General features: G+C 52.8%; 17 protein-coding genes. 6 read left to right on the top strand and 11 right to left on the bottom strand.

Going from position 1 to position 25,987, the window contains the following annotated elements:
* Positions 1-68: 68 nt before the first annotated feature.
* The 5 genes from R3I13_RS25130 to R3I13_RS25110 are packed head-to-tail and all read right to left on the bottom strand — an operon-like array spanning position 69 to position 6,853.
* Entirely contained in the window at positions 69-848 is a 780-nt protein-coding gene (locus R3I13_RS25130; protein ID WP_346320751.1) for a LytTR family DNA-binding domain-containing protein, read from the bottom strand.
* The gene (locus R3I13_RS25125; protein WP_346320750.1) at positions 838-3,876 is read right to left on the bottom strand and encodes a histidine kinase; all 3,039 of its coding nucleotides are present in this window, start codon (positions 3,874-3,876) and stop codon (positions 838-840) included. The genes R3I13_RS25130 and R3I13_RS25125 overlap by 11 nt, the downstream gene beginning before the upstream one ends.
* A gap of 59 nt (positions 3,877-3,935) precedes the next feature.
* A complete protein-coding gene (locus R3I13_RS25120; protein ID WP_346320749.1) occupies positions 3,936-5,162 on the bottom strand; it encodes a serine hydrolase domain-containing protein in 1,227 nt (408 codons plus the stop codon).
* A 12-nt stretch (positions 5,163-5,174) separates the two neighbouring features.
* On the bottom strand, positions 5,175-6,158 hold the full coding sequence (locus R3I13_RS25115; protein WP_346320748.1) for a hypothetical protein: 984 nt from the start codon (positions 6,156-6,158) through the stop codon (positions 5,175-5,177).
* Between the two features lie 11 nt (positions 6,159-6,169).
* Positions 6,170-6,853 (bottom strand): hypothetical protein, encoded by a 684-nt coding sequence (locus R3I13_RS25110; protein ID WP_346320747.1) that lies wholly within the window; start codon positions 6,851-6,853, stop codon positions 6,170-6,172.
* A gap of 192 nt (positions 6,854-7,045) precedes the next feature.
* On the opposite strand from R3I13_RS25110, the gene R3I13_RS25105 reads away from it, so the two are divergent.
* The gene (locus tag R3I13_RS25105; protein WP_346320746.1) at positions 7,046-8,167 is read left to right on the top strand and encodes a serine hydrolase domain-containing protein; all 1,122 of its coding nucleotides are present in this window, start codon (positions 7,046-7,048) and stop codon (positions 8,165-8,167) included.
* On the top strand, positions 8,142-8,831 hold the full coding sequence (locus R3I13_RS25100; RefSeq protein ID WP_346320745.1) for a hypothetical protein: 690 nt from the start codon (positions 8,142-8,144) through the stop codon (positions 8,829-8,831). The genes R3I13_RS25105 and R3I13_RS25100 overlap by 26 nt, the downstream gene beginning before the upstream one ends.
* A 43-nt stretch (positions 8,832-8,874) precedes the next feature.
* Here R3I13_RS25100 and R3I13_RS25095 read toward each other — a convergent pair whose 3' ends face one another.
* Complete coding sequence (locus tag R3I13_RS25095) at positions 8,875-9,780, bottom strand: arginase family protein (protein ID WP_346320744.1); 906 nt, start codon at positions 9,778-9,780, stop codon at positions 8,875-8,877.
* A 155-nt stretch (positions 9,781-9,935) separates the two neighbouring features.
* On the opposite strand from R3I13_RS25095, the gene R3I13_RS25090 reads away from it, so the two are divergent.
* The 4 genes from R3I13_RS25090 to R3I13_RS25075 all read left to right on the top strand — a co-directional run bounded on the left by R3I13_RS25090 (position 9,936) and on the right by R3I13_RS25075 (position 21,316).
* Positions 9,936-13,502 carry a TraB/GumN family protein gene (locus R3I13_RS25090; RefSeq protein ID WP_346320743.1) on the top strand — a complete coding sequence of 1,189 codons (3,567 nt, stop codon included), beginning with the start codon at positions 9,936-9,938 and terminating at the stop codon, positions 13,500-13,502.
* A gap of 171 nt (positions 13,503-13,673) precedes the next feature.
* Positions 13,674-13,991 (top strand): hypothetical protein, encoded by a 318-nt coding sequence (locus R3I13_RS25085; RefSeq protein ID WP_346320742.1) that lies wholly within the window; start codon positions 13,674-13,676, stop codon positions 13,989-13,991.
* Positions 13,992-14,191: 200 nt separating this feature from the next.
* Positions 14,192-20,392: an Ig-like domain-containing protein gene (locus R3I13_RS25080; protein ID WP_346320741.1), complete on the top strand. Its 6,201-nt coding sequence runs from the start codon at positions 14,192-14,194 to the stop codon at positions 20,390-20,392.
* Between the two features lie 9 nt (positions 20,393-20,401).
* A complete protein-coding gene (locus tag R3I13_RS25075; protein ID WP_346320740.1) occupies positions 20,402-21,316 on the top strand; it encodes a PorP/SprF family type IX secretion system membrane protein in 915 nt (304 codons plus the stop codon).
* Between the two features lie 84 nt (positions 21,317-21,400).
* Here the strand turns inward: R3I13_RS25075 and R3I13_RS25070 are convergent, their stop codons facing one another.
* From R3I13_RS25070 to R3I13_RS25050, 5 genes are all read right to left on the bottom strand, one after another.
* Positions 21,401-21,817, bottom strand: coding sequence for a RidA family protein (locus R3I13_RS25070; RefSeq protein WP_346320739.1), 417 nt, complete (start codon positions 21,815-21,817; stop codon positions 21,401-21,403).
* 59 nt (positions 21,818-21,876) lie between these two features.
* A complete protein-coding gene (locus R3I13_RS25065) occupies positions 21,877-22,776 on the bottom strand; it encodes an arginase family protein (RefSeq protein ID WP_346320738.1) in 900 nt (299 codons plus the stop codon).
* A gap of 66 nt (positions 22,777-22,842) precedes the next feature.
* Positions 22,843-23,199 carry a DoxX family protein gene (locus R3I13_RS25060; RefSeq protein ID WP_346320737.1) on the bottom strand — a complete coding sequence of 119 codons (357 nt, stop codon included), beginning with the start codon at positions 23,197-23,199 and terminating at the stop codon, positions 22,843-22,845.
* Positions 23,200-23,223: 24 nt separating this feature from the next.
* Positions 23,224-23,397 (bottom strand): hypothetical protein, encoded by a 174-nt coding sequence (locus R3I13_RS25055; RefSeq protein WP_346320736.1) that lies wholly within the window; start codon positions 23,395-23,397, stop codon positions 23,224-23,226.
* An 81-nt stretch (positions 23,398-23,478) separates the two neighbouring features.
* Positions 23,479-25,824, bottom strand: coding sequence for a GAF domain-containing protein (locus R3I13_RS25050; RefSeq protein ID WP_346320735.1), 2,346 nt, complete (start codon positions 25,822-25,824; stop codon positions 23,479-23,481).
* Positions 25,825-25,987 lie beyond the last annotated feature (163 nt).

Below are 25,987 nucleotides of genomic sequence, written 5' to 3'. Positions count from 1 at the left end.
GAAAGCAATTGCTGTGCCATTCCAGCCCGTTTTACGCTTCAGGCCGAAGTAAAGCGCTTACCAGGGGCTCAAATTCCCTGACCGGGATCCTGGGATTCACTTTTCCGCAGCGCCCTGATAACGTCCGCATGCCTCCGGCGCGCAATGCTCAGCCTGCTGCCATCTGTCATGATGAGGGAATCGTTGCTGTCAATTCCTGCAACGCAGCTGAGATTTACAAGAAATGATTTGTGGATGCGCATAAAACCATGTTCCCTGAGCAATACCTCAAACTCCTTGAGTGTTTTGGAAACTGTGATGGCCGATCCATCGCGCAGATAAAACCTGGTATAGTTGTTTACGCCTGTGCAGTAGATGATGTCCCCGGGCTTTACCAGCCTGATGCCTTCCGGCGTGAGCAGCGTTAGTTTCGGCTGTTTTTCGGTATGCTGCAGCTGCTGCACGGCGTTTTGATATAGTTCGCTGATCCGGCTTTCTTTCTGCCTGTTTTTAAGGAACCGCTCCACTGCCTGCTTCATCTCGTCCACATCCACGGGCTTCAGCAGGTAATCCAGCGCGCTATGGCGGATCGCCCTGATAGCGTACTGGTTGTAAGCGGTGGTGAAAATAACGCTGAAAGAATGCTGGTCAACAACGTTCAGCAGATCGAATCCATCCATAAAAGGCATCTGCACATCCAGGAAAAGCAGGTCGGGCTGCCAGGAGGCAATGAGCTGTATACCTTCTTTTGCACCGGTGCATTTTTTAACCTCGGTGATAGCGGGCACATGGCGCCGGATCTGGTAAGCCAGCATATCGCAGGCCATCGCCTCGTCGTCTATGATCAATGCTTTTATTTCAGGTTTCATAAATGATAGGCAATTCAATGGTGACTTTTGTACCCCGTACTTCCTGGTCTTCTCCTTTCAGTTCTTCTATATGTACCGTGGCCTGCAGCATGGTTTTTTCCTGTAAGGCCAGCAGCCGCTCCCTGATCAGCTGAAGCCCTTTTTCTTTCCGCCCGGCCCCGTTCAACCGTTCCGCTTTTATTTTTCCGGCAGCTGTAATACCAATGCCGTTATCCTGCACAATGCAAAGCAATTGCCTTGGAGTATCCCGTCTGAACGTTATGAACAGCTTCCTTTCGCCTTCTTTATGCAGCAAGCCATGCCATACGGCATTTTCAACCAGCGGGTGTACCAGGAAAGAAGGCAGCATTACCTGGTCTGTATTCAGCATGCTGTCTACATGGATATCGTAAGAAAAAGAATCCACGAAACGCAGGGCTTCCAGCTGAAGATATAAACGAAGCAATTCCAGCTCATCCTTCAGGCTGATAAAGCTGGTCTCGTTCTCATCTACCACCATTCTCAGCAATTTCGAGAACCTGGACAGGTACTGCAGCCCTTTCTCGTTCTGCCGGCTTGCAATCAACGAGCTGATAGCGTTAAGACTGTTGAAGATAAAATGCGGGTTCATCTGCGCCCGTTGTGCTTTGATCTCCAGCTCTATCAGCTGCTGCTGGACGAGCGCTTTTTCCGCTGCCTTTTTCCGGATGGCGGCTTCTCTTTTCCTGATCCAGAAAATAAGCAGCAGCGTTACTGCGGCCAGGCAATACAGGATGAACCACCATGTCTGCCAGAAAGGAGGTTTTATCCTGAAGGAATATACCAGCGCTTCGCTTACCGCATGGCTTCCGAGATACGACCTTATCTCCAGCTGATACGTCCCCGGCGAAAGATTCTGGAAGCTCACGCTGCGTTTGTTTCCGATGTCTGTCCACCCGCTTTCCGTTCCCGAGAGGCGGTAGGCGTATTTCAGCGCTTGCGGATGGGAAAAGTAAATGCCTGAAAATTCAAAGGCAATGGATCGCCGGTCGTAAGGCAATACCAGCGGGCCGTTACCTGGCGGCTTGTTTGCAGACCCGGATAGTTTCACGTCCCGCAGTATAATGCCCGGGGTTGCATATGCATGGGGGAAATCCTCCGGGTTAAAGCACAGCAGGCCGGTGGAAGTGGCAGCCCATATGGTGTCATGGGTTGCCTGCAGCAGTTTTATGGCCTGGTATCCGCTGCTGAAATACCCTTCAGGGTGGCTGTAATTCATAATGTATGGCTCATTCTCCCTGATGTATTTGATCCGTGTGATACCTGAGTAACTTGCAGCCCAGATGTCTTTGTTATGACCGGCAGCGAGGTTGAGGTAGATATTGCTATGCAGGCCGTCCTTTTCAGTGAATATCTTTTTGAGCCGCAATGTTCCGTCTGCATGCAGGCCGAACTGCCAGATGCCATCGCCCTGTGTGGTAACCCACATATCATTTCCCTCGCCCTTCCTGAGGTCTGAAATATTCAGCGAATGTGGTGTATGAGGGGAAAGATCATATTCCTGCAGGCTGCCGTTCCGTATCACGAACAGTCCTTTTTCACCACCGAGCCATATGGCGCCGTCCGGCCCTTCCACGGCATTCAGGAAGGTGTTGTAATTGTCGCCCGGGTACAATTTGCTGAATGCGGTGAAAGACAGTCTTTCGTTCACGGCGATCTTCGTAACAGATCCGTCCCCGCCGGTCCAGATGTTGCCATGACTGTCTTCCAGCAAAAAAGAATTGGAGTTGGTGCTGAGGCCTTCTTTTTCTGTAATGTTTTCCATGCGCCCGTTTCCACGTACCAGCTTTACGCCTTCAAACCCGGTGGCATACCACATCCATCCCCGGCTGTCTTCCAGGATAGCTCTTACTTCGGCGCGTTCCGCCAGCGACTTTTGCGGCAGGGCATTTACCAGGTCGTTGTTCCTTTTTTCGAAGATCCTTCCCCTGTTGGCGCCCATCAGCAAACGTCCGTCTTTTCGCCGGAACAGGCTGAACAGCTCGATGCCGGTTGTTGGGTCTGCATTACTGAATTCATAGAACTTCCGTTCTTTCTGGAAGATCAGGCAATCATGCATGCCGATCCATAAATTACGTTCCCGGTCTACCAGCAGGCACGACAGCCAGATATTCAATTCCTCCGGGATGGCGCTGATAAAACGCAGTTGATGGTTAGACGCCGTGAGGCCGTAAACCCCGTGCATGGTAAGGTAATAGAGGCTGTCTCCCAGCTGCTGCAGGTTCGCGGATATAGTGCTTCTGAAAGGTATTTTTTTAAGATGGCCGCTTTCATGCGCAAACAGCCCGCTTCGTACGGCGGTAAAGAATACAGTATCTCTTTTATGGCATACAATGGATGTGATGTCGTCACTTTCCAGCCCCGTTTCCCATATTTTAACCAGGTCTTTTTGATCGTAGCGGTATAAGGTGTGACGGGTGCTGAACCAGATGGAACCATCCGCATCCAGCGCGATCTTCCTTACCATTTTTGTGGATGCCAGCCTGCGCCACGCCGGTAGTATCTTTGAGGCCAGCGTAATTTTTTTCTGCCGGAGCAGGTCTTCCAGTGCAGACTTGTCAAGATGGACCGGCCCTATACCGGTAGCGAGCCATGCGCCGCCATTTCCGTCGAAGCAGATATCGTTGGCGGAGAAATCTTCTTCCAGCAGCGCAGGGAACAATTGCCCTTCTTTGTAGAAACAAAGCCCTGATTCGCTCATCACCCATATCACCCCGGTCTGCGTATCTTCTTTAACCGCGTTTACCTTACCCAGTTGCCTGTTGCCGGTGGCGAGGAAGTTCCCGAAATCAAAACCATCGTACCGGCTTACACCGATGGATGTGCCGATCCAGACGGGGCCTGCCTGCTGCTGGTACAGGCAAAGGACCTGGGAGGACGGCAAACCGTTCTTCGTGCCGATAACGGTGCTGATATAGCGGCTGCTGTCGTAATGCAGCTGGTTGGTATCTTTTCTCCAGAATACATGTATTCCCTGTGCCTTTGCTTGTGCACAACAGGCCGTCAGCAATATTGCCCGGATGATATTTTTACCAGGTAACAGGTGGATGCATTATGTCGCTGTAAAAGTTAAGGAGAATATCTCAGATCGTCCCAGTCCCTGTGAATATTATGCAGCTCCTGCATCATTTCTCCCAAAGCTGCCCTGTAAGGGGCGTCAGCGGGGCCTCCGCCGCAGTTCATCATGGCGCTGAAACCCCGGCCGCTGTGATGATATATTTGAAGGCTGGCCAGGCTGCCGCCGGTAGCGCCGTTGTGATTGAGCGGTTCACTTTTGAGCCCTCCCCCGAGGAACAGCCCGCCTCTTGCCGCTGCCGTCACCGGTTTTTGATATTGTTCTATATCAAAGATGGAGGCAGAGTTTACCGCTCTCAGGTTATACCGGATAAACTGCGCCATTCCACCCACTGTGCAATGGATGCCTCCCACCACGAACTTGCTGTTGTAAGGCGTCAGATCGTTGTTGTACACCGGAAGCGGGATAAACAATCCGCTCGCAGGATCAAAGCCGTGAAACTGCATGCCGTTTGGCAGGTTCCCGTAGATCATATGAAGAGCGCCGTTGAAGGGTGAGGCCATCAGCTCTTTCATGATCTCTTCCCAGGATTTGCCTGTTCTTCTTTCGGCCATGGCCGCGCAAATGGTGGCTGTGGCGCCGTAGCCGTAATTTGCTTTGTTCTGGTAGTCCAGGTTGGTGGAGCTGTTGAACTGGAACTTTTTCTTTTTCAGGCTCAGTACGGTGAACAGGTAGCGGAGATATTTCATAGCTGCGGGGCTTTTCCATTCCTCGTCCCGGCTATTCCCGCCGTTTTGTATGCCCTGGTCCTGGATGAAGCGGAAAGGGTCTGTATCCCCGTCTGCCATCTCGTCGTTGTTCGCTACGTGGTAGTAATACCCGTTCATGGCGGAAGTATGCCCCAGCAGTTCGTAAACCTTTGTGTTGAGGAAAGTATCATTCATGCCGCAGCGGTCGCGGAAAGGTTTTGAGGCGAACTCGGGGAAAACTTCCCGGATAGTGGTTTCCCAGGTCAACACCCCTTTTTTGATGAGGCATGCGATCAGGAAACCCGTGATGGGTTTTGAGATGGAGCCCACGTTGAAATAGTCGCCTTTGGTTGCCTGGTTGCTTGCGGCGGTGGCGCTCTTGCTGGTATCTCTTATTCCCTGCACGGTGTGCATCACGGTGTTGCCATTATCCCGCACGATAACGCCGGCGATATTCGGGAGGCCGTATTTGGCGCGTATACTTTTCGCTTTGTTGTCCAGCGCAAGCTGGATCAATGGTATGTTTGCCATATGGATGAATGGTTATGGATGGATGTCGAGGAATTTTTTTGAATGCACTTTGGCCCAGGCAATGTCCCAGTGGGCGCCGAAGTCGTGCGATCTTGCCTGCCAGATCCGGTTGTCCTGCCCTTTGCCGAATACATGAATGATCCGGCCATCCCAGGAGCAATTGGCGGAAGGCATGGATGTAAATACGCCTTCCCCGATAGGCGCCCAGGCCATGTCCCAGCCCCGGATGCCGTTGGTGGCATATGCCCACCATATTTTGTTATCCTGCCCTCTTCCGAATACATAGATCCGTTTCCCGTCGGCGGAACAGGCGGCTGCTGGAGCGGAGGTAAATACGCCTTCCCCGATGGGCGACCATGCCATGTCCCAGGCCGCGCCGCCGCTGGTGGAATAGGCCCACCATATTTTGTTGTCCTGCCCCTGCCCGAATACAGTCACCAGCCTGCCGTCTGCGGAACAGGCGGCGGCGGGGGAGGAGACGAATGTTCCCGCACCGATGGCGTCCCATGCCATATCCCAGGTGGTACCGCCATTGGTGGAATATGCCCACCATATCCTGTTATCATTGCCTTTGCCGAATACCATTACGCCTACACCGGCATAACTGGTGTCTCTCGTATGGAGGCTTCCCTGCCGCCAGCCTGAAACGGAATTGCCGAAGGAACAGATCGCGGGTTTGCCGCTGAATACACCCTGGCCTATAGGCGCAAACCCGGTATTCCGGAATTCATAATATTCCTGCAGGCGGGTGAACCAGAACTTGTTGTCGAGCCCTCTGCCTACAAGGAATGTGTCAAGGCTATCCCCGGTGCTGCAGGCCGCAGGCGATGAAAGAAAAACGCCGATGTCATTGGGGATCCAGTTGCCTGCCCAGGAATTCCCGTTGTCGTAGGATACCAGCCTTTCGAACTTGTACCTGCCGGCGGACGCTGGGTCTTTGTCGGCCGCCGTAAACAGGTCCAGGCGCGTTTCCAGCGCAAAAGTAGATGCAGTCATAATAAAGGATTTTATTTCCGAAAGCTTACGCCTTCAACAAAACAGTAACGGATGGAGTCGACGTCGGGCCGCAGTTTCCACATGCAGCTGGGCTGGGTATCGTCCAGGTACATGCCGTAATGCTCGTAGTATGCGACGGCCCCTTTTTTCATCAGGGTTGCATGCATGTATATGGGAGGCTTGCCATCACCGGTAGTGAGCCTGAGCTGGCCCGTACCGTCTTTGACGATCTTGAATTGCTGGTTGGGACCGGGTTTCCGGTCCGGCATGTCTTCCTGGTAGATCAGGTCGAGCTGGATAGCGGTGGGCAGTATGAGGTTGTTCCGTTCACCCTGCGTCCAGTAAACGCGGGATTTCGAATCTACGTTGTGGCCGATCTTGTGGATGGCATACATCCCGTTGCTGAGTTTCTCCACTGTCCAGATGTACACGGTGTCCGTTGCGTCTGCCAGGCTTGAATGGTAAGACATGGCCAGTTCAGGACTGTCTGCGGTACTGAGGGTCCTTTCAACCAACAGGTAGCGCCTGTCCCTGTCTGATGGTATAGTGGAGGTGGCAATGTAGTAGCGGCCGGACAGGTCTTCGGTATTGCCGTTGCCATCGTCCGGCCCGTTGCCGTCCTTTTTGCAGGATGTGAATAGGAATATGCTGCTGAATGCAAACATGAAAAAACAGCAGGAAGCATGTTTTCGCATAACTGATTTTTGAAGTTAATAAACAATCATTTGTTTGTCCTGGGGTGTCGGTCGACGATGTATAATTATGAATATTTTGAACGAAGGGCGCGGGATTTTAGAGAACGGTACAAATTGTCGAGGGAACGTAATGGTCCGGGCCCGGAATGTCCGCCCAAATTCGTATATTTACTTACCCCCATCTATACCAACATGATAACATCATCGCTCCCTTGCCGCTTTTGCTTTCCATTCCTGTTCGCCGTTTTTTTCATAACGCTGCCCGGTACATGCCTGTATGCACAGAAGGGGCTCAGCGAAAAGGTGGATAAGATCGTCGCCAAAGCCATGACCAAAGAGAAGTTCCCGGGAATGGCGGTGGCCATTGTCCAGGACAACAAGGTTATATTCCAGAAAGTATACGGTGTTAAATCACTCAAAACGAAGGAACCGGTGAATGATAATACCATCTTCAGCATCGGTTCCGTTTCCAAGGCATTTACCGGTGTTGCCGTCATGCAGCTGGTACAAAAAGGTAAAATTGACCTGGACAGTCCCATCAAAAAATACATGAAAAATATACCGCCGGCCTGGGGGAATATCACCGTCCGGCAATATATGACGCATACCAGCGGCATACCCGATGTGAAAGGGGAGAAGGACAAAGCGTCGTTTGAAGGAACATTGAAACAGGCTGGCAAACAGCCGATGTCTTTTACGCCGCCCGGTAAAAAGCAGCAATACAATAATTTCAATTTCGCCATTTTGGGCAAACTCATAGAAACCGTTTCAGGCATGACTTACCTGGATTACATGACTGCTCATATTTTTAAGCCGCTTCAAATGAACAGGACAGGTGTAATGCCCGGTGCAAAGAATGTGGCTTTGGGGCATCTAAATAAGAACGGGGAATGGAAGGAAATGGAAACACACTTCGCACCCGGCGATTACGGCATTCCGTCCGGCGGCCTGCAAACGACGCTGGCAGATTTTACCAGGTTCTCCCGGGCATTAGGCAGCTATTCTATATTGAACAGTAAAACAACCCAATCAATGTGGACGCCCTATTCAAAAAAACTATCCAATACGCCCGGCTGGCATTCCCGCATGGCCGGCAATGAACTGGTGATACACAAAGGCGGCGGGGGAACCGGCATAGGCAGCGTTTGTGATTTTGCAGTGGTTCCTTCAACGAAACTGTTTGTGATCGTGATGGCCAATAAATCCAACAATGATATTTCCCCCGCCGATATTGTTGATGATATATTGTCCGAAGGATTTAAGATCCCTGCAGACAGTAATGGCGCCAATGAAGGCGAAGGAAACGAACGTTGAAATGATTATTAAAACCTGTTTAATGAAAAAAGCTTTGAGATCCATTTTGCTGTTCCTGCTTTTGGCTGGCAGTATTATTCACCCTTCATCTGCACAAACCGCCAAAAACATTTTTGATGCGGCAACACCGGTTACTTACCTGGGTGTAGACTTCACCCTGGCAAAAGTAATAGGAGAGTCCGGCAGCGCAACGGATATCCGCGACCGGCAGTTCCCTGCAATCAATAATGTTGTTGTTGCAGAGCCTGCAAAATATGATATCGCTGAAGCACTCCGGCGGTCCGCCATTACCAGTGACCTGGACCAGGTAAATGCCCGTAACCGGACCATTTCCGTTCAACAGATCAAGTCAGAGATCCCCGGCGATTTTATGCACCTTACGGCAAGCGAAATAGACAAGCTGGTGGGTACATACGACTTCTCGGGAAAGACCGGTATCGGTGTGCTGTTTGTAGTAGAAGGAATGAGTAAATCAGAGAAGGCCGCGAATATATTTGTCACCTTTATAAATATGTCCAATAAGCGGGTATTGCTGACCGAGCGTGTGACCGGTAAAGCAGGCGGTTTTGGATTTCGCAACTATTGGGCTAAGCCGGTAGAGGAGGTGTTGAAGAAAATTAAAAATTCGAAGTACAACGAATGGAAGAAAAAGTATGCGGCTTAGAATTAAAGTGAATTCTGCGCCTCAAAAATTTTGTTTCCGGCGGCTAAAAAGCGTCACCCAATACCGCTGCAAGCCTTTCTGAAAACACCCGGAGCGTAGAGGCGTCGCTCTCGCCATGATCGGGATTGATCTCTGTTACCGTAAGCGTACGCCAGTTGGGCGCTTTAAGAAATTCTCCCAGCGCCAGCATCAGTTGGTCAAATTTAAGGCCCTGTTGCCGCCGGTAATTTTCAGCAAGCGGCATGTCTACATAATCCAGCACGTCCACATCGAGGTGGATCAGCAGGTGATCGAAGTTTCGGGCCCAGCCGGCGCATATCTTCCCCGCGGCGCCCGCCGGATCGGCGGCTGCTTCCTGTACCGGGGTTTGCGCCATGTTATATTGATGAATGACCGTTCTTTCAAAACCGGTCATGTTGCCATTGGCGAAGAAATGTACCTGCGAAGGATGCAGCATCGGCACTCTTTTACCCAGGCCCGCCAGCTTTTCCTCCGTTCCCTCGAGATGCAGCAGGTGCGCAACGCCCATCCAGTCGAAAGCCCCGTCTTCCACGCTGTGCGGCGTATTCAGGTCGGTATCAAGATCGATGTACACCAGGCCGATGTTTTCCGACCGGTGCAGGCAGCCCGCTACAACGCCCAGCTCAATGGTACAGTCGCCGCCAATAATGAGCAGCTTTTCATCTTCATGGAATGCGGCCTGCACTTCCCGGGCAACCGCACCGGCAACGCTGGCCACCATGCCGGCATTCATGCTCCTGGGATGCTCCCTGTCCACGCGCCACCTGAAGCCCGGCACATCGCCCTGGTCGCTGACGCGTATTCCACGATCTTCAAGGAACTTTACGAGCCCGGCATCACGCAGGGCCTGCGGCGCTTTTTCCTGTCCCGGCCCGTAGGCGCCGGCGCTGCTGGGCGCACCGATGAGGGTGATATGCTTGTTTTTCATGACGGCAGGTTGTTATTAAAGTTAGGCATTCTTCCCTTTCCCGCTTTCTTCGTGCCAAATACAACTTTTATCCCATTCTTAACCTCCTGCCGCCGCCGTACATTTGCCGGATGTTTGATTCCTATACTGACCGCCCGCGTGATACCCGGGGCGTTATGCGAATGACGATATTACTGCTGCTGGCCCTGCTGGCGCAAACCATGCATGTGCGCGCCCAGCACAACGACAGGCCCAATTACCAGCTGCTCTGGCGTATAGACGGCCCCGGGATGCAGGCCCCCTCGTACCTTTTCGGTACCATGCACCTTACAGACAACCGCGTGTTCGAATTCAGCGATTCCGTGCTCACCGCCCTGCGCGGCACCCGTTCTTTCGCCATGGAAGTGGATATGGACTCGGTGATGGCGTATATGCTGTCTCCCGGCGGGCCTTTGCTGGATACCGTGAATCACATGCGCCGCCTGCTGAATGCGGATGAATACCGGTATGTGGACAGCCTGGTGAAAGAAAAGACCGGTGCACCACTGGATAAGTTGAGCCTGAAACGTTTGTGGTTCATCGAAAAGCTGCTGATCAACGAGGCAGAAGAGCTCAGTAAAAATGCAGGTCCCGAGAAAAAGCCTGAGAACATATTCCTGGACGCATGGCTGCATCAGAAGGCCACAGGTCTCAGCAAGCCCGTGCACAGCCTTGAAAGACTGCAGAACCAGATGGGCATGCTCAGTGCGGACGCAACAGAAGTACAGAAAGAAGTATTCCTCTGGGGAATTGGTTATAAAGGCCACGACGACGCCGGTGACGATGGGCAGGATAGCAGGGTTGACAGGCTTGGCCAGCGGGTGGCTTACCTGGATGCCCTCGTCAATCTTTATTACAAAGGCGACCTCGCGGAGATCACAAAAGTGCTCTCCGACATGGAAAGCAGCGGGGAAGACCTCCGCCTGGAATCCCGTAACCGGGAAATGACGGGCAACCTGGCAGCGCTGATCGGCAAAGGCAGCGTTTTCGCAGCGGTGGGCGTGGCCCATTTACCCGGTAAAACAGGCATGCTGGCCATGCTGCGTGAAAAAGGATTTTCCGTTTCACCGGTAAACGCCTCTTTCACCGGCGTTACAAAACGCGAACGCAGGCAGCTGGACAGCCTGAAAGGTTATTCGCTCAACAGGATCGCCGACGGCTACAGCGTGGCTTTGCCCGGGAACCCGGTATCATACCCGCTTCCCAATATGAACCGCCATATGTACATCGGCGGCAACAACGACGAAGTAGGGTTTGCCTTTTGCATAGACATTCCGCAGCTGGCTTCAGACAAACGGGAGCTGGTGAATACGATGATCAACAACATGGCCGCCCAGGGCAACGCCGAGCTGCAGAAAGTATACCCGATCACTTACCGCAATATGCCCGGTACTGAGGCCATGCTGCTGCAAAAGAACCTGCCGTTCTACATCCGCGTGTTCATCCGCAACAACAGGGCGTTCTTATTCATGTACAATGGCGGCGGGAAAGACAGCAGCGGCAGGAAAGACTTTTTCCAGTCCGTCCGCTTCTACGACATTGTGCGCCCCATGGCCGTGTACGACACCGTGTTCCGCCCACAGCTGGGCTTCTCGGCGATACTGCCTTCAGACGCCAGCCTGATGGCCATCGGCCGGGACACGGAACGTCCCGAAGAAGTATACTCCGCGCTGGACAATGCCAACAGCATTTCCTACATCCTGCGCGCGGTGAAAATAAAACAGGGCTATTACAATACCAGCGACAAAGATCTGCTCACCAATCTCCGCGCCCTGGCGATGATGCAGGACAGTACGATGCAGCTGACAGATTCAACCTTTACCACTATTAACGGCCTGCCGCGCTACCAGCTCACCTTCAGGCACGGTAACGGATATACGTCGCGCCTGCATTTTGTGCCCCGTGGAAACCTTGCCTATTCTATGTTCTGCACCTACGACGGCGCGCGCACAGACAGCAGCTACTGGAAGCGTTTCCTTGGTTCGCTCCGCGTACTTCCTTTGCAGGCAAAGGCGCCGGCTGTTCCATTTACCCCTGCAGACGGCAGCTTCACCGTCACCGGGCCGGGAGCCTTTACCGGCGGCGACGAAGAGGATGAAGACGGGTACAGGCCTAAGCTGGTTGACAGCCGCTTTTACAGCGCCATGGACAGTGCTTCGTATTCCATGTATATCATCAATCATAGCAGGTATTCACCGTATTATCATATCGAGCCGGACTCGCTCGTGAAATCATTCATACATCCCAATGACAGCACTTTTGAAGAAGTGAGCACCCGGCAGTATGCCGATGGCAGCATGCAGGTGTATGAAGCAGAACTGAAGGGAAAGGGCAACGGGCTGCATTGGTACCGTAAAGCCGTGGTGGCCGGCCGCACCGTTTACAGCATATCTGCTATTCTTCCTGAAGAGTTGGCCTCAACCGGGCATGGAAAGCAGTTTCTCGCTTCATTCCGCCCGGGCAGCAAGGAACTTGCAGATACTTCCAGGCTGCAGCAAAATAAGATCCACATGCTGCTGGGCGATCTGCAGAGTACAGATACCGCGGTATTCAAAAGAGCCAGCGCCTACCTGTACCACCTGAATCCCGACAGCGCTGATATTGCACCGGTATTAAGCGCGCTGGACAAACCTTTCCCGGCAGACACCGGCGAGGTTAACGCGAAGGTGCAATTGCTGCGCCGGCTGGACGGCAAAGCAGGCAACGACGCTGTAAAAGCGGCCGAAAAACTGTTTGCCGCCACACCCGGTACCGGCAAACGGAAACAGATACTGGCATTCCTGAGCGGGCTGGCCACTGATTCCGCCATCCGCGTTTTCCTGCGCCTGGCGCCTGAACTGCCGGAAGAGCCCGGCATGGATTGGGGCATTTTTGATTATAATTTCAAAAGAGACAGCCTGTACACCCAATACATGCCGCAAATGGTAGCCACCGCCGCACGTTCTGCCAGCTTCCTGCAATCGTTCGTAGCGCTTACCTACAGCGACTCCCTGTGGCTTTCCCCGCAGTTTGGCAGGTATGAGCTTGAAAGCCTTGTACCTGGTGTAGAGCGGATGTTCAAACGGAAGCTGCAGGAATGGAAAAGCCGGCGGAACGATGAGGACAGCAGCTGGATGTGGGAAAACAGCCTGCAGATCACCGGGCATGTGCTTGCATTGCCTGGCATGCCGCCCGCTCTTGAAGGAAGCTTCCGGGAACTGCTGGCAGACACCGTCATGACCCTCCGCGCGCTCGGTGCACAAGGGTTGATCAGCCGCGGTATTAAAGTGAACGACAAGACGCTCAAAAGCATCCTGCAGGATTTCCACTGCTCGTATTCATTCATTACGGCCATTAACGGCCAAAAGCAGGTTTCACATATCCGCCACCTGCTGAGCCAGGAATTGCTTGGCCGCAGCTATGTGGCTTACTACCTTGTAGATGAATATGAAGTGGACGATATCCAGCAGGTGAGCCGCGTAAAGGTTCAGCATGGAAAAGAGGCGGCGTGGCTGGTATTGTACCGCTACAAAATTGACGGAGAGGAAGAATGGGGATATGTGCTCAACGGGCCTCACCCGGCGGATGCTGCCAAACTGAACTTTGAACCGGACCTGTTTCGCTGGATCGGTAAAGATATCGCAATAGATAAAACGAAGCTCAATGCGGAAGCGCAAAAAGCTTATAAGAACTATCTGGAAGAACCGGAAGAAAGTACAGAGTAGATAGAAGGGCCCGCAATTGCGGGCCTTTTTTTGCAGGTTGAATTTTAAAAAACAAATTGTTCGGCGCCGGCTGCTCCCCCAAACGGGGGATGGCTGTGATAATGACAGATGCCACATTAGCAGGCTTTTACACGTGCGCGCATGTACGAAAACTGCCGGAAAAGCATTTCCATGGCTGACATCGGCCATAAAATTTCATTGTTTCCTAAAAGAAAATATATCTTTACTCCCGGTTTAAAAATCTTAACCCTGTTTTTACCGGAAAACCTTGTTTCAATTTTATCCTTGTTCGCAGACCCCCGTCAGAATACAACCCGGTTAAGAACACTCCCCAAAAGAGCACGGAACCCGTTGTATTTCAGTTTGCGTTTAATTATTTCCAATGAACCTTATGCTTATGCAACGGGCCTTTTACGGCAGCAGCCTACTGGAAGTTTCCTGGAAAATGAATTAAAGTTCCCTTACAAAGATGCAGGTCCCGGTACATGAAACTGTGCACCTGCTTGCATTACAACCAGAATTATTTTAACACGACCGATACAATTATTCTTGAACAGGAAACAGGAGTGCTTTCAATACAGTAACCGCCCGCTATCCACGGAGCCTGCTAGTCCGGAAGTAACCCTTTTCCCCGCTTTTAACAGGCTCATATGAAACAAACCTTTACACGAAATTTTCGTTGGCTGTTTTTGACCCTTTCCTGCCTTTTTTCCAGCTTCAGCAGCATGGGGCAGTATATTACGACCACGGTGGAAAGCGGCCGGTATTACTGTGCTATGGCCAAAGACAATGCGGAGAATATCTATGCAGTGCGGTATAATGCAGGTGTTGGAAAATACGAGGTGGTAAAGTACCGCAAAGACGGCGCGCCCGTGGAAGTCCTTTACACCGGCCTCGGCTTAACGACAACCGAATATCCCTGGGGGCTGGCAGTTGCCGATAACGGGGATGTATTTGTTACGGACCCCGGTCCTGCCGGCTGGCGGATCGTCAAGCTGGATGCATCGGCCGGGTATGCGGTCTCGTTTATACAAACCGGGAAATATTACAGCGCGCTGGCGGTGGATAATACGAACAACCTGCTGGCAATGGAGTTCCATGATAATGGCGCGAACGATACTTACCGGTTGGTAAGGTATCCTGCCAATAATGAAAGCGCCCCGGGAACTGTCGTATACGACGGTTTGGCGTTTCCAACTTCTCCCGGTGGTACTTATCCCTGGGGAATTGTAGTAGATAACGCGGATAATATTTACCTCCTGGATTTCCTGGAGAATTCATCAGGCGGTAACCTGGTAAAACTATCGCCTCCACAATACAACGCGCCAGTTATTATCAACTCCGGCAAATACTTCAGTTCCCTGGCTATCGACAACCAGAATAATATATATACTACGGAATCGTTGAACGGCACCAATGTTGCCCATATCATGAAATACACCCAGCCGCTGATGGCCGGTCAAACCGGCACTGAAGTTTACTCCGGCCTTACGATCCAGGGAGGGCTTTATCCCTGGGGCCTTGCAGTTACCCACGGTGGCGCCATATATGTAAATGATGGCGGCTACGATGTGGGCGACGCCAACGGCAGGCTGCTGGAGATCACTCCAAATGTCATCCAGGCGGAAAGCGTGGCCCGTAAGGGAACATCCCCCACAGGCGCCACTGAAGTGGACTTTACCGTTACTTTCAGCGCTCCGGCTATTGGTGTTTCCTCTGCGGCTTTCAGCCCCATTCTTACAGGAACGCTTACTGGCGCGAGTATAGTCAGTGTTACCGGCGGGCGCACCACCTACACGGTACGGGTGAACACCGGGACAGGAGAGGGTACCGCCGGTCTGGCCGTAACCGGTGCCGGGATGACGACGCAAACGATCGCCAATGCGCCCTACACCTCAGGCGAAATTTATACGATAGACAGAATTCCGCCCACCATATTGCAAGTTACCCCACCCGCTAACGGTTACTACCACCTGGGCAATCCCATCGATATTTCTGTGAAATACAGCGAGGCGGTTTTCGTAACCGGCACGCCGTACATCAACATAGACATCAGCGGCGTCACAAGGCAGGCGATCTACTTCAGCGGCAGCACTTCTGATAACCTGGTCTTCAGGTATGTGGTGCAGGCAGGCGACAAAGACCTGGACGGCATTGGCATGGACCAGAATATCCTGCTGAATAACGGTACGATCAAAGATCAGCTGATGAACAACGCCCCGCTGGCATTTGGTCCGAGCGGTATCTCCGGTGTGAAGGTGAACACGGTTCCGCCCCAGGTAAACTTAACGATGAGCGAACCTTCGCCGGTCAATAACTCTTTTAACGTGATTGCCATCTTCAGCGAGCCGGTAACAGACTTTACTTTGGGTGATCTAAGTGTCGTCAATGCCGTGCTGAGCTCTTTGAGCACAACGGATAACGCCACTTATACTTTTAGTGTAATGCCTTCCGTCGATGGCCCGGTCAGCATCGAGCTGCAGGCGGGTCTCGTTCAGAACTCAGCGGGCCTTCTGAATTTAGCCTCCAATACTATCAGCGTTACCTACGATGCCACAGATCCGGTAGTTACGTCAGTGGATTTGCCGGCGGGTACCTTTAAAGCCGGAGAGGTGCTGGACTTCAAAGTTCACTTTGGCGAACCGGTATTCGTAACTGCCGGAAATCCTTACATAAATGTAACTGTCGGCAGCACAGCTCACCAGGCGGTGATCTCCGGGGGATCAGGCACAAATGTGCTCACGTTCTCGTATACGGTCCAGCCGGGCGAGCAAGACCTGGATGGTGTGTCTCTGGCTGCAAACATCGACCTGGCCGGAAGCAACATCCGCGACCAGGCGGGAAATGGCGCGGATCTGGCGTTGCAGAACCTGGATGCCGACATCCCGGTTGTGGACGCGAGACCTCCCGTAGTTACCAGTGTGGACGTGCCTCCGTCAGGGTATTACAAAGCCGGCGATGTGCTGAATTTTACAGTTCACATGAGTGAAGATATAGTGGTGACCGGCACTCCTTCGCTGAACCTGGTGATAGGCAGCGAGACGAGGCCTGCGCTGTTCACGGTCGCCGCTTCCAATACAATAACATTCATGTATACCGTTGCAGCCGGCGACCAGGACCTGGATGGTATCGCACTGCCGGTTGCCATCTCCCTGAACGGGGGCGCTATACATGATTCGCCCGGAAACAATGCATTGCCTGACTTGCAGAATCCAAGCAGCACCAGTAACCTGTTCATCGACAACCGTAAGCCTTCCGTAGTGCTCTCGGGCACGGTGCAGGTCAATGCGCCATTCGATCTCACCGTTACTTTCAGCGATGGCGTAACCGGTTTTGATGCAGGTGACGTTACTGCAACCAATGCAGATATCTCCAACCTGCGCACAACGGACAATATCGTTTATACCGTCACTGTAACGCCCAGGGCCGAAGGCGGCGTGGTGTTGCAGGTGTTGGCGGGTGTTGCTGTCAGCAGGGCTGACGTAGGCAATACTCCTTCAAACAGTCTCAGTTATTATTACGATCCCAATCCGCCGGCTATTACAGCTGTAGAACTTCCGAGTACTGGTACTTACATTGCCGGCGATGATTTGACCTTTGATGTGCATTTCAACGAAAACGTGAAAGTCAATAATGGTCCCGGGCTTTCACTGCCTGTTATCCTGGGTGGCGCTACCGTGCAGGCGGCTTACCTGGGCGGTGGCGGAACCAATGTTCTTACATTCTTCTACCAGGTGCAAGTTGGCGACCTGGATGCAGACGGCGTAAGCCTGGGTGCAAGCCTGCAAATCAGCGGCGGTGCCTGGGTTGTAGATTTGTCTGGGAATGCCGCGAACCTGGCATTGCAGAATGTTAATAGCAATGTGGCAATAGTAGACGCAATACCGCCGGTTGTCACTTCAGTGGCCGTTCCCGCCAATGGGTATTACCAAACCGGCGATGTGCTGACCTTTACGGTTAACTTCAACGAGGATATTACTGCAACGGGCACACCGTCGCTGGGCATTACCATCGGCAGCGTAACCAGGCAGGCCGCAATGACGGGCGGGGTCAATAACACGCTTACCTTCAGCTACACCGTACAATCCGCAGATGTTGACCTGGATGGTATTGCAGTAGCGGCGGCCCTTTCACTGAATGGCGGTACCATCCGCGACGGCGTTGGAAATAATGCAAGCCTTACATTGAACAATACCGGCAATACTACCAATGTGCGGGTATACAATGGAGTGCCTTCTGTGCAGCTCACGGGCACACCCGTTGCAAATGCGCCTTTCACGCTTTCTATTGTTTTCAGCGAAGCGGTGACGGATTTTGCTATTGCAGATATAACGGCGAACAATGCGACCATCAGCAACCTGCAAACTGCTGATAATATTACTTATACCGTTTTGGTAACACCCGTTTCGAACGGATCGGTAAGGCTGGAAGTGCCTGCCGGTGTAGCTTTCAATGTCGCCAACACAGGCAATACGGCATCCAACGTTATCGCTTACACTTACGACGGCACGGCACCGGTTGTTACCGCGGTGGGTGTTCCTGCCAACGGGTATTACAAAACAAGCAACGTACTGACCTTCACCGTTAGCTTCAATGAGAATATAACAGTAACAGGTACACCGTCAATGGCTATTACTATTGGCGGCACAACCAGGCAGGCAGCATTGACGGGAAGCACCGTCAATACGCTTACTTTCAGTTATACCGTACAGTCCGCAGATATAGACCTGGATGGTATTGCACTGGCAGTGGCCCTTTCATTGAACGGTGGCACTATCCGCGACGGTGCCGGCAATAATGCGAACCTTACGCTTAACAACGCAGGCAATACCAGCAACGTGAGGATATACAGCGTGGTGCCGTCTGTGCAGCTTGCGGGCACGCCCAGCCTGAACGCGCCTTTTACGCTTTCTGTTATTTTCAGCGAAGCGGTGACCGGTTTTGCCGTTACAGGTATAACAGCGAACAATGCGGCGATCAGCAACCTGCAAACCAGCGATAACATTACCTACACAGCAACAGTGACGCCCGTAGCAGATGGGCCTGTACAGCTGCAAGTGCCTGCGGACGTGGCTGTAAACATTGCCAATACCGGCAACACGGCATCCAACCTTATTGCTTACACTTATGACGGTACGGTTCCTGTTATCACCGCGGTAGATGTTCCTGCTAACGGTTATTATAAAGCCGCCACTGCGCTAAACTTCACCGTGCATTACAGCGAACCCGTGAATGTGAATACGGGCATGCCGTCGTTGCCGGTAGTGATAGGGACCAGCACGGTCCAGGCGGCTTATGTTTCCGGCAGCGGTACCAACGCGCTCCTGTTCCGTTACACTGTGCAAAGCGGGGATATGGATACTGACGGCATCAGCCTGGGTGCTGCATTGTTGCTGAGCGGCGCCACCATGCGCGATGCGGCGGGTAACAATGCCCTGTTGGCGTTGAACAATGTTGCGCCTGCTGACCGTGTATTTGTCAATACCGCGCGTCCTTCTGCTACGCTTTCAACAACAGCGGAGGCCAGACTGAATACGCCCTTCCAGGTGACACTTACTTTCAGCGAAGCTGTAACAGGCCTTGTGGCGGGAGACTTCACGCTCAATAATGCAACTGCCGGTACACCACAAACTATTGACAACATTACATACTCTATTCCCGTTACGCCAACAGCAGACGGCACTGTATCCATCAGCCTGCCGGCGGATGCGGCCGTGAATATCGGTGGCAATGGCAACACTGCTTCCAACTCCGTCAACCGCACCTACGACGCAACCGCCCCGGTGATTGCAGCAGGGCAAAACTTTACCATGACGCAGTTTACCGCCGGCACAGTAGCGGGGAAAATAACGGCCACAGAAGCCGCAGGCACACTTCAAAACTGGACCATTGCAACCGGCGGTTCTAACGGCGCCTTCACAATTGCGGCGGACGGCACTATTTCAATACTGGATGCCGCCAAAGCCCGCGCGCTGGAAAACACCACTGTAACGCTGGGCATCACGGTAAGCGACGGGCTGAACACGAGTGTCAATACACCCATCTCCATCCGCATGACCGCCGTTAACAAAGCGCCCGTACTGGATGTGATCGCTGATGTAACGATGTGTTTCGCAACAGATACGCGCACTATCCAGCTCACAGGCGCTTCCGCCACAGAGCCGGCGCAAACATATACACTCACGGTAACCGCTTCGCAGGATTATTTCGATCAGCTCAGCGTGAATACAGCAGGGCTGCTTAGCTACAGGCTGAAGAACAATGCAACGTCCGGCAGTGTAACAGTTACCGTTACAATTAAAGACAATGGCGGCACGGCCAACGGGGGAGTGGACGCATTCAGCCGCAGCTTCACCCTGAGGATCAACAGCCTGCCGGCAGTGAACATCACCAGCAGCAAAGGCGCCAGCATTTCCAAAGGAGAAACTACCGAACTGACTGCTTCCGGCGGTACATCTTACATATGGACGGACGCGCCCGGTATTATAGGAGTGCGCAACAGCGCGGTGTTGCAGGTAAGACCGCTGGCCAGCCCGGCTGTTTATGAAGTAACCGCCACCAACGCGGCCGGATGTTCTGCCACAGGCGAATTCACCATCGCGTTGGTCAGCGACTTCAAAGTGGATGCCACCAATGTGCTCACACCGAATGGCGACGGCATCAACGACCGCTGGCTGGTGCGCAACCTGGACGCATATCCCGATAATGAAGTGAAGATATACGATCGGGCGGGCCACCTGGTGTTCAGCCAGCGCAATTACAGCAACACCTGGGACGGTACGGTGAACGGCAGGCCGCTGGCGGAAGGAACGTATTACTACGTGCTCACCATCGCCAGCAGCGGAAAGATTGCCAAAGGTTTTATCACGATTGTACGTAACAAGAATTAATTCATATCCATGAGAAAGAGATTATCATATATAAGCTGCAGGGTACTGTTCATCATGCTTTTTGCCGGTAAAACCGCCGCGCAGGACCTTGGTAATTCCAAGGCGCTGCTGCAACCTTCCGGCACGCAGTATTTCCATAATCAGTACCTGGCCAACCCTGCTATGGCGGGGATCGACACAGGCCTGCACCTCAACGGCGCTTACCGCCGCCAGTGGGACAATATCGAGGGCGCGCCCGTTACCATGCATTTTTCCGGCGATATGGCGCTGGATAAAAGGATCGGCATAGGCCTGAACGTAATGGACGATGAAGCCGGCCTGCTGAAGCGCACACGCGTAGCCGCCACCTACGCTTATCACCTGCCGGTGGGCTCTGCAGGGCAGAAGCTGCACTTCGGGCTGTCGTTTGTATTCAACTCGCAGCGCCTCAACTACAAAGATGTGAACGGCGACATTGCGGACCCTTCGCTGAGCGCCTTCAACCGGCGCGATAATTATTTCGAAGCGGAATACGGCATGGCTTATACGGCAGGTAAATGGCGGGTGCAGGCGGCGTTACCCAACATCAGGAGCCTCGTAACGGGAGATGATGATATGGCGGACGGTGGCGGCATCTTCTTTTCAGCCGTATCTTACCGCTTTACGCCCGCAGGCGTGGTGAGCGCAGTAGAGCCGAAGGTCTGCTACCGCGGTGTGAGCGGCTTTAAGGACATTCTTGACGTGGGAGTGCACGTGTCCTTTCTGGACAATGTGGCCAATATCACTGCGCTGTATCACAGCTCAAAGAGCTTCACCGGTGGCGTTGGCGTGAATATCATGAAAACGGTGGCCATCCAGGCGCTGTATACCACACAAACAGGCGGTATCAAAACTTACATGGACGGCGGATACGAGATCGGCGCCACGATCCATCTTTTTAAATAGATCATTGTAAGAATAAAAGGGCCGTCTCTGTAAACCAGGGACGGCCTTTGTATTGACAGATGATGTTCGCCCGCCACTTGAATCTTATGCCTGTTTGTCGCCTGCAAATGCGATCGCGTCTATCTCCACCAGGTAATCGGGATGTGCAAGCCCGGCCACCAGCAGTCCTGTGATAGCTGGCGGGGCTTTCACTTCGCTCATGAACGGCGCTGCTGCCTGGTAGCCGAGTACCGGGTTTTGCCCTTGCAGGATATAGATCGTGAGTTTCACTACATCGTTCAGCGTGGCGCCGCAGGATGCCAGCGCAGTAATGAGGTTGCGCATCACCTGTTCTGTTTGCGCCGTCAGATCGCCTTTGCCAACGAGCTCGCCGGCGGCATTCACCGCATCCTGGCCGCCGATGTAAATGGTTTTACCGGCGCCTTCTGTTGTGACGATCTGGGAGAATGCGGGGCTCTTGAATAATCCTTCGGGATTGATGTGTTGAATATTGTTTGCCATGTTACAGTTGTTTATAGTTCAGTTGTTGAGATTCATGTGCAAATGCTGCGACGGGGAATTCAGCGCCTGAAACTACGGGCAAGGCTATACGTGATATTACGGCCTATGCGCCCGTCTTTATCCATGGAAGGGTTGAAGATGGTGACACTCATGCCCGCGATCTTCCCGGATGCGAGCAGGTTGCCTACCAGGTGTTCCGCCTGCTCAAAGTTGAGGCCGCCGGGCAGCCGGTATTCCACTGCCGGGTTCACCTCGTCTGCCAGCACATCCAGGTCATAATGCAGCCAGTATCCTTCAGCATCCGTTTTATCCATCTGCTGCAGAACCGCTGTGGTAACATCTTCTATTCCCCGCTGCATTATCTCATCAAACCCGATGCAGGTAATAGCCGTTTCGCTGATCTCCTGCGAGCCGAAGCGGCGCGTTTCCTCCTGGTCGCGCTGCCCGACCTGTATCACCAGTTCATCCTCTACGTAAGGCCGCAGGTGATCCATATCAGTCAATGCTTCCGGGCCGCGGCCAGTTACAATGGCCAGGTCCATATCCGCCACTTCGCCGGTGGTGGACTTCTCCGGTTCGTAAAAATCCGCATGCGCATCCACGAACACGAGACCGTAACGGCCTTTCATTTTCAGGGAAGACATAATGCCGAGCAGGATGCTGCAATCACCGCCTAATACCAGCGGAAAATGCAGCTGTTCCAGCGAATGGGTCACCGCTTTGCGCAGCACGGCTGAAAAATCCTGCAAAGCCTGCGTATTAAGGCAATGGGTGTCTTCGTCCCTTTCCGGCGAATACAAATGATTGAATGTTGGTACTTCTGTTACAGGCTGCGTAACGCCCAGGTGACGGGCAAGACCATTGTCCAGCAGCGTTTTGCCCAGCAGTTCCACGCCGGTAGGCGAGAGGCCGAGAATGGAGGGGGCCAGCAATATCTCGATGGTTTGCGGGTTCAGCATCGCAGGTGTATTTGCGGTAATTCCTCAAAAAATGAACCATTATAGAGCAGGGAATACCGCTGTTTATCAGGAACGCTGCGGGTGCAGGGGATGTTGCAGGTAGATGATCGCGAGGTTCAAAGCAAGGAAGGGCAATTCAATGAGCACGCCTTTCAGGTCCCTGTCCTGCATGTGAAAACAAATGATCAGTAAAATGCCGGCGGCCATCAGGAAATTGCCCCAGAGGAACGTTCTGGGGAATAAAATAAGCAGGGCGGCGAGTAGGGTAACCAGCCCGTTGATCATCACGGCTGTTTTGCCAAAGCCCCATTTGCCGAACATGTTCATCATTTCGGCCTTGCCGGAAAACATGGCGTAGCCCTGTTTGAATCCCATGAATACGGCTACCAGTATGAGTATGGCGGATAAAATGCGGATCAGCATACAATAAAGATATGCTTTTCTCCTTTACAGTTCGTCTTCCCGTTCCCGGGTAATGGTCTTGTTCACCTCCACCGGATCGTCCGGCCCGGGCGGAAGCAGTTCTTCCCGGTCGCGGCGGTTCCTTTTAATGAGGTATAATACCAGGGAAATGGCGGCCAGTATTGCCAGCAGTATCAACATGATATCGGGGATGCTCATAGGGATCGATTTAAGGTGGACTTATGCCCTAAATGCCCCAAATCTGGTGCCAGCTGTATGGTTGTTTTCCTGTTTTTCCGCTTATTCATACCGCACGCCCAGCCTCAGCGCCCGCAGCCCGCTGAGGCCCTGGAGGTCTTCCAGTTCCAGCTCTTCGGTTTCCGCCTCCAGCGCGCCGGTTTCCTGGAGATATTCAACATACGGCAGGTAGTCTTCCACATCCCTCTTGTTGAAATAGATCAGCGCGATCTTCCCGGGCTGGGTAAGCCTTTCGCCGGTATGGCGGATATGCACTTTATCGATACGCTTCTTGATCATCTGGTAACGAATGTTGTACGCGCCTTCCACATCAAATTTCCGTTCGTCTGTCCTGAAGCTGATGTCGATAGGATGGTTGTGAACAAAAATGAGCTGCGTGGTTTGCAGTTCCACCGGTATTTCCGGCAGCAGTGAGCGTGTAAGTTTTGCAATGGCGGCCATCGATGAAAGCTGCCACAGCCGCAGGTGTTTGAGGTGGAAGTGATCGAAAGGCTGCTTAGGCGCAATGGACTGCCCGATGTAGATATCGTATTCAATGCCGTCTGTCCTGAATTTTTCGAAGTAACAGGGGTAAGACAGCTGGAGTTTTACCTTTTCCTCTTCGAAATACTGGTTCACGGCGGCATTGAGCTTTTGCATGGACGTTTCGAGCGCATTGCGGTGACGTTGCACTTCGCTGTCCGGCTTTGTTGCAATATCGAGGTAAGCCTGTATCCCGTCGCGCGTGGCGGGTGTTTGCAGGGCGATGTGTTTAAGGTAGGAGGTGGTTTCCTCGTTCAGGAAGTGGTTCAGGTTGGCTTCGTCTGTTGTAGCCAGCACGCCCTGTTCCAGCACCTGTTGCCATTTGTTGCAGTGGAAAAGCATTTCATCGAGCAGCACAGATTGGTGATGTTGCCGCAACGCGGAGAGGGTGTTGGAAAGAAGGATGATATGTGCGTCCAGGTCTGCCAGTGCAGCTTTGTTCCTTTCCAGCGTGGAATTCCGGATGTCGATGGCGCCGTAGAGCGGGTATACCTGTTCGAAGCGGATGGGCTCGGTGTCTACCGCCAGGTTTTTCTTTTTATGATGCAGGATGTGCCAGGCCGCTTCGTTGAACTTCCATTGCACGGCGGGTTGTATCGAGGTGAACTTTTCCTTGATAATGTTCTCCATCTCCAGGTTAAACTCATCGATATAGATCTGCATCAGCTGCGCAATGGGCGCTATGGCGGGTTTCAGCAGGGCGAGCACTTTTTCGTCGAAGCGGTCGTTGCCCCAGGTATGCATACCCAGCACGCCCACGGCCTCTCCCTGGTAAAAGACCGGCGTGAGCGCAAGCGAGCGCACGCCCAGCTTGCGGAACATTTGTACGAACGACATATTCAGCAATGAAGGATCGTCCAGGTCCGCCGAAAAGAAAGTATTCGGCTTCGCCGAATAGGCGGCCACGTTCCTGGCGAACTCGTCGGGCGTATAATTGTCTTCACCCCAAACGGAAAAGAGGATGCCGGTGCCGCTTTTTTCATAACCGAACACGCCGCGGTTGTTCACCCGCACGAAAGGGAACAGGTCGAATTCGATACGGTCGTCCTGCACCAGTGTTTTCAGCGAACGCACCACATCATCGTACCCGCTTTTGCTTTCTCCCGGCCGGGCTTTCAGCCGGATGTTACGGATGTTTTCCACGGCTTGCAGCGGCGTTACGTCGGTGGCTGTTACCACGGAAATGCCCCTGAACCGGAAACGGTCCAGCGGTAAAAGGTTTTCGAGCTCGGCAAAACCATCGGGAGCGGAGAGCAATGGGTGCAGCTGGTTGATGTCCAGCGGCGGAAGCTCTCCTTTGACGGTCACTTCCAGGAAATCCATGTTTACGGCGGTATGATAATAGCGGAGCAGGCCGGTGTTTCCTTTAGACCAGGCATGATACTGGCCGGCCTGCGCCGGCGGCATGAAGTTGTATAATCTTTGGAGGATAAGCGAATACATGAGCTTCAGCCTTTCCTGGTGGTATTCCTGCGGCGTTTTGGCATTAATGTAATCTTCCGGCCCTTCACGGTAATTGGTCAGCATTTCATAAATGGGGGCTGTGCCATAGAACAGGATAGGTTGCAGCGGAAATGCAAGTCCCCATGCCAGCTCGCTTTCGGCCGCAAGGGTAGGGGAAAGCAGGGCGTAGAAATATTCCAGCAGGTCTTCATAGTGGTGGATGTCTTCCAGCACAATATCTTCCTCCACGCCGGGTTTTTCGCGGAAACGTTCCAGTACGGTGAGATAGAAATTCTTTTTGAGACCCTGTTCTTCCGCGGCCCGTTTTTCGATGTGGGCTATGAATGGTCTGAAAGATATGGCAGCATCTACCGGGAATGCGAAAGCCCGGTTGCCGGATATATCGATGATGGTCTTTTCCATGGAAAGCGGATTTCCCTGAACGTCAGGTTAAATGCTTCGTGAAAATACGTAATTCCGGCAAAAGGGGATGGAAAGGAGTGACCGGGCAGGAATACCCGGATCCGTTACATTATCCATTTTTTAAGTTCCGTTTAAACCCCTGCCCGCAGTCAACGACCGGGGC

It is taken from the genome of Chitinophaga sp. YIM B06452, assembly GCF_039655965.1.
In the GTDB taxonomy this organism is placed as follows: Bacteria; Bacteroidota; Bacteroidia; order Chitinophagales; family Chitinophagaceae; genus Chitinophaga.
Note: the sequence above shows the minus strand (reverse complement) of the source record. Positions and strands in the feature narration are given on the sequence as shown.